This is a genomic window from Dietzia sp. B19 (genome assembly GCF_014145155.1).
In the GTDB taxonomy this organism is placed as follows: domain Bacteria; phylum Actinomycetota; class Actinomycetes; order Mycobacteriales; family Mycobacteriaceae; genus Dietzia; species Dietzia natronolimnaea.
Map to the genome: position 1 here is coordinate 1 of NZ_JAALED010000033.1, position 5,902 is coordinate 5,902.

The 5,902-nt window shown below is 70.2% G+C and carries 6 protein-coding genes; all 6 read left to right on the forward strand.

Annotated features, from left to right (window positions below; translation table 11 throughout):
- Window positions 1–662 (forward strand): SDR family oxidoreductase (locus G6020_RS01490; RefSeq protein WP_182609432.1); only part of this gene is annotated, 662 nt, incomplete at its 5' end.
- Window positions 663–754: 92 nt separating this feature from the next.
- Entirely contained in the window at window positions 755–2,056 is a 1,302-nt protein-coding gene (locus G6020_RS01495; protein ID WP_095717665.1) for a cytochrome P450, read from the forward strand.
- A gap of 14 nt (window positions 2,057–2,070) precedes the next feature.
- On the forward strand, window positions 2,071–2,286 hold the full coding sequence (locus tag G6020_RS01500; protein ID WP_095717619.1) for a ferredoxin: 216 nt from the start codon (window positions 2,071–2,073) through the stop codon (window positions 2,284–2,286).
- Window positions 2,287–2,291: 5 nt separating this feature from the next.
- On the forward strand, window positions 2,292–2,867 hold the full coding sequence (locus tag G6020_RS01505; protein WP_179525949.1) for a nuclear transport factor 2 family protein: 576 nt from the start codon (window positions 2,292–2,294) through the stop codon (window positions 2,865–2,867).
- 5 nt (window positions 2,868–2,872) lie between these two features.
- Window positions 2,873–4,156, forward strand: coding sequence for a hypothetical protein (locus G6020_RS01510; RefSeq protein ID WP_304816606.1), 1,284 nt, complete (start codon window positions 2,873–2,875; stop codon window positions 4,154–4,156).
- Between the two features lie 53 nt (window positions 4,157–4,209).
- A partial coding sequence (locus G6020_RS01515) for an AMP-binding protein (protein ID WP_182609433.1) occupies window positions 4,210–5,902 on the forward strand: 1,693 nt, incomplete at its 3' end.

Here is a 5,902-nt window from a genome sequence, read left to right on the forward strand (position 1 = left end):
GCCGCGCCGACCGCCTCGACGACCTCGTGGGCCGGATCCGGGAGGCCGGGGGACGGGCCACCGCACGACCGGTCGACGTGACCAGCGCGGAGTCGGTGGCGGCGTTCGTGGCCGCCGCCGGTGAGGCGTACGGCCCTCCCGAGGTCCTGGTCTCCAGCGCGGGCACCCTGAAGATGGCCCGCGTGTGGGAGATGGAGCCGGACGACTTCGCCTCGCAGATCGACATCCACCTGCTCGCCGTGCAGCGGCTGCTCCACGCGGTGGTCCCCGGGATGGTCGATCGCCGTCGGGGCGACGTGGTCCTGATCGGCTCCGACGTCGCCTACACAGCCCGGCCCCGCTCCGGGGCGTACGTCGCGGCCAAGGCCGGCCTGGAGACCATGGCCCACCAGGCCCGCAAGGAACTCGAGGGCACGGGGATCCGCCTCGGCGTGGTCCGCCCGGGCCCGGTGATGACCGAGATGGGCACCGAGTTCGACCCGGAGACCGCGGAGTCGGTCATCAACGACTGGGTCAAGCACGGCTTCGGTCGTCACCCGCGCATGTGTAAGCCGGCCGACCTCGCCCGGGGGGTCGCCGCCATGGTGTCGATGCCCCGCGGCGCCCAGATCACCGAGCTGGAGATCCAGCCGGAGGCCCCAATCGAGGAGGACTACTCGTGACCAGTACCGACAGCTCCACCGACAAGCCCACGGACTTCTCCACCCTCACCGAGCCGCTTCGGGTCTCCGGCGGCGAGGGGGAGCTCGGGCACATGGACGAACTCCGTACCGACCCGATCGGCCTGTTCTGGCGGGTCCGTGAGGAGTGCGGCGACCTCGGCGTGTTCAAGATCGTCGACCGCGACATCTGCCTGGCCTCCGGGGCGGCCGCGAACGAGGCCTTCTTCCGTGCGCCGGACGAGTCGCTGGACCAGGCCGCCGCCTACCCGTTCATGACGCCGGTGTTCGGTGAGGGCGTCGTGTTCGACGCCAGCCCCGAGCGCCGCTCGGAGATGCTGCACAACACCGCGCTGCGCGGCGAGCACATGCGCCAGCACGCCGTCACCATCCCCCGCGAGGTCCAGCGCATGGTGGGCGAGTGGGGCGACGAGGGTGAGATCGACCTCCTCGAGTGGTTCTCCGAGCTCACCATCTACACCTCCTCGGCGTGCCTGATCGGTCCGAAGTTCCGCGAGCAGCTCGACGCCCGGTTCGCGCACCTCTACCACGATCTCGAGCAGGGCACCGACCCCCACGCGTACATCGACGCCTACGCAGACATCCCCGCGTTCCGCAAGCGGGACGCGGCGCGAGCGGGGCTGGTCGAGTTGGTCTCCGGGATCATGGACCAGCGGATGGCCGAGCCGCCGGCGAGCAAGGAGGACCGCGACCTCCTCGACGTCCTGGTCTCCGTCAAGAACGACGACGGCACGTACCGGTTCACCCCGGACGAGGTCACCGGCATCTTCATCTCCATGATGTTCGCCGGACATCACACCACCTCCGGTACCAGCGCGTGGATGCTCATCGAGTTGCTCAAGCACCCGGACTACCTCGCGCAGGTGGTCGCCGAACTCGACGAGGTCTACTCCGACGGGGCCGAGTACAGCTTCGGGGCGTTGCGTCAGATGCCCAGGGTCGAGAACGCCCTGAAAGAGACGCTGCGTCTGCACCCGCCGCTGATCATCCTCATGCGGGTGGCGCAGGAGGACGTGCAGATCGGCGACCACGTCGTCCGCGCCGGGCAGACCGTCGCGGCGTCCCCCGCGGTCTCCAACCGGCTGCCGGAGGACTTCCCGGACCCCGACTCCTTCGACCCGGAACGCTATGCCGAGCCGCGCCAGGAGGACATCGTCAACCGGTGGACCTGGATCCCCTTCGGCGCCGGACGGCACCGCTGCGTGGGCGCGGCGTTCGCCCAGCTGCAGATCAAGGCCATCTTCTCAATCCTGCTGCGGGAGTTCGAGTTCGAGCTCGCGCAGCCGCCCGAGAGCTACCACAACGACCACTCCAAGATGGTCGTCCAGCTGGCCCAGCCGTGCACCGTCCGCTACCGGAGGAGGCAGCGCAGGTGAGCGGGCAGCAGCCGATGCGGGTGGAGGTGGACTTCGACCTGTGCCAGGGGCACGCCGAATGTCAGGCGGAGGCCCCCGACTGGTTCACGGTCGGCAAGGGCTCCGAGGCCAAGGTGCGTGCCAAGCGGGGCGTGGTCCCCGACGACCAGCTCGAGGCCGTCAAGGCCGCCGTCAAGTACTGCCCGACGCAGGCACTCCGCCTCGTCGAGAACCAGACCCACCAGGAGTGAGTGACGTGACCCGATACGACCGCGCCGAGATCGCCGAGTTCGTGCAGCGCTGGATCGAGGCCAACGCCGAGTGCGAGCGCAACAAGGACTGGACCCCGCTCGCCGACTTCTACGCCGAGGACGCCACCTACGGCTGGAACTACGGCACCAAGGACGACTTCATGGCCGTCGGCCGGGACGAGATCCGCGACATCGCGCTGGGCCAGGAGATGGCCGGGCTCGACGGCTGGGAGTACCCCTACATCCGGACCATCATCGACCCCGAGACCGGCGACGTGCTCTGTCTGTGGAAGCAGATCGCCCGCGACACCGTCGACCCGAAGACCGGGAAGCCGTACGAGGTCCACGGGCTCGGCGGGTCGTGGTTCCTCTACAACGGTGACCAGAAGTGGAAGTGGCACCGCGACTTCTTCGACTTCGGCAACGTGGTGGACCTGTTCATGCGGATGTACGAGGCCGACGCGCTCACCGATTCGATGAAGGCCCGGTTCGAGGCGGCCGGGGACAAGCCGGCCGGGTGGTATCGCATCGAGGACAGCCCGGCCCCCTTGTGGCCGGTGTCCGCCCCGGACGAGGTCTGAGTCCGGTGGCCGCGCGCGACCGGATCGTCAACAGCGACCCCCTGGAGTCCCTCGACCACGCCAGGCTCGCCAGGCTGCTGCCCGACCTGCTGCTGATCGGCCAGCTCATCGACCGGGCGGGGATGCCGGCCCTGCTCGGCGAGTTCGGTGTGGACGGGATGCGCGATGTGGCGATCGAGGAGTGGCAGGCCGCGAGCCCGCACTACACCCGGCGCATGAAGGAGGCGCTGTCGATCACGGGAGACGGCGTCGCGGAGATCTTCAAGGGCTTCCAACTGGATGTGGGGGCGCCGCCGGAGTTCATGGACTTCCGGTACGCGGTCACCGACCACGACCACGGCGAGTTCTGGCTCGACCACTGCGGTGCGCTGATGGACGTCGAACCGATGGGGGACCGGCTCGTCACCACGATGTGCCACGACATCGAGGACCCCACCTTCCCGGCCACCGCGCTGGCCACCAACCCCCGGGCCGTCGTGGAGCCCATCCACCGTCCGCCGCGCAGCCCGGAGGGCCGGACGCCGCACTGTCACTGGACCGTGCGGATCGACCCGGATTCAGAGCCGGCGGCGTGGCCCGAGCCGGCGGTCGAGTCCGCGAGCAGCCGGTTGATCGACTTCGCCTTCGAGCCGCCGGAACCGCGGGACACCACCGGTGAGGGCCCTCGGGACGACTACGCCGGTCCGCTGTTGACGGATCTGAGCTTCCCCGAGTTCACCGCGGCCGCGCTCGTCCGCATGACCCGCGAGGTGTACCTGCAGATGCACCTGCTGGCGGTGGGTTTCCACCAGTCGGTGCGTCGCCGGTCGGACGCCGAGACCGCGGACCGGCTGCTCGCCTACCAGGCGACGGGGATCGCGGGGGTCGCCGCGGGACGGATCCGCGACGTCCTCGGCGTGGAGGGGGACGCACACGGGTTGGCCGCCGTGCTCGATCTCCACCCGCTGGCCGGTCCGACCGCCTACACGGGGTACTCGTCGTCGGTCTCCGGCGACGGCGCGAGCGTCACCGTCACCTGGGACACCGCGGCGGACGCGTTCGCCGACGACACCTGGATGCCCCTGCTCGCCCGGGACGGCCTGCGCCCCCTCGCCGCGGCGGCACAGGCGGTCGACCCGCACTGGACCGTGGAGCGCGTGCCCTCGGACGGCTCCCGGGTCGAGGCCGTCCTCCGGCTCGGAGACGTACCAGCGAAGGAGTCCGACGAGGTCGCCGTCACCCGGATCAGCACCGGGGCGGCGTTCGACTTCGGACCGGCCCGCACGCCACTGCCCATCACCCCGGTCTGAGACCGGACGCTCGCCCGAGACAGCACACCCGACCCCGTCACGGAGGACACCACATGGCACACAACCTGGCCGACCTCTTCGAACACGCCGTGGACGCCTACGGCGCCGACCGTCTGGCGGTGGTGGAGGGCGAACGTCGTCTCACCTACGCCGACCTGGAGGCCGAGGCCAACCGGTGGGCCTCGGCGCTCGCCTCCCTGGGCGTCGGGGCCGGCGACCACGTCGGTGTACACCTGCGCAACGGGGTGGACTGTCTGGCGCTGATCCTCGGAGTCCTCAAACTGCGGGCGGTGACCATCAGCATCAACTACCGCTACTCGGGCCCGGAGCTGCGCTACCTCTACGACTACTCCGACACCAGCGTGCTGGTGTTCCACCGCGAGTTCGGCGCCGCGGTGACCGAGGCCGTACGAGGGCTCGACGCCGTCCGGCACACGATCATGGTGGAGGACGGCTCGGGCGTCGACACCCTTCCGGACGGTGTCCTCCCCGCCCGCGAGACCCTGGAGGCGGCGTCGGCGGAGCGCCCCGGGGTGGAGCGGAGCGGCGACGATCTCTACCTGGTGTTCACCGGAGGCACGACGGGCAAACCGAAGGGTGTGATGTGGCGTCAGGAGGACCTGTGGCGCAGCCTCGGAGGTGGCGCGGACTACCACACGGGTGAGCCGGTGCCCGACGAGTTCCACCAGTCCAGGGCGGGTCTGGGCGGTGACCCCATGCGCTACCTCATCCTGCTCCCGCTCATCCACACCTCGGGCATCATGCCCAGCTTCACCGGCCTGTTCGCCGGCGGCACCATGCACTACCTCCCGCACTTCCGGGCCGCGGACGTCCTGGAGGAGATCGAGACCGAGAAGATCCAGGTCGCGGTGGTGGCCGGTGACGCGATGGTCCGGCCACTCGTGGATCTGATGCGGCGGACCGACCCCGACACCTCGAGCATGTTCATGGTCTCCTCGGGGGCCGCCCTGTTCTCGCCCTCGGTCAAGGCGGACCTGCTCGAGCTCCGTCCCGATCTGATGATCATGGACGCGTTCGGCTCGTCCGAGGGCGGCTTCGGCGGCCTGGGCGTGGTGACCAAGGCCGATCTCGACGACGGGTCGCTCTTCGCCGACCACGGTCCCCGGATCCCCAGGGGTACCACCCTGCAGCTCGTCGACGACTTCGACGAACCGCTGCCCGACGACTCGCAGGAGATCGGCTGGATCGTCAAGAGCGGGTACCAGCCCGCCGGCTACTACAAGGACGAGGCCAAGACCGCCGAGACCTTCCGGGAGATCGCCGGCAGCCGCCGGGTGTTCACCGGCGACCGCGGACGGTACGACGGCCCCGACACGATCATCATGCTCGGCCGGGCCAGTCAGGTGATCAACTCCGGCGGCGAGAAGATCTTCGCCGAGGAGGTCGAGGCCGCGCTCAAGGCGGTGGCCGGGATCGAGGACGCCGTGGCGTTCGGGGTCCCGGACGAGCGGTTCGGGCACCGGGTCGGCGCCGTGGTCCAGTGGGCGGATGCCGCACAGGACTCATCGCCGGACTCCTCGCCGGACTCCTTGCCGGGCACCGGCCCGCGGGACCTCGACGCCGTCGGGCACGCCCTGCGCGAGCACCTGGCCGGGTTCAAGATCCCCGTGGCGTACTGGGTGGTCGACCGCGTCGAACGCCATCCCAGCAGCAAGACCGACTACGGCTGGGCGCGCCGTCTGGTGGCCGAGCGTGCCCCCGACCTCGACCGGCGCACGGACGCCG

Coding starts and splice junctions, on each gene's coding strand:
- G6020_RS01495 (WP_095717665.1), top strand. CDS start 755: ATGGACGAACTCCGTACCGACCCGATCGGCCTGTTCTGGCGGGTCCGT.
- G6020_RS01500 (WP_095717619.1), top strand. CDS start 2,071: ATGCGGGTGGAGGTGGACTTCGACCTGTGCCAGGGGCACGCCGAATGT.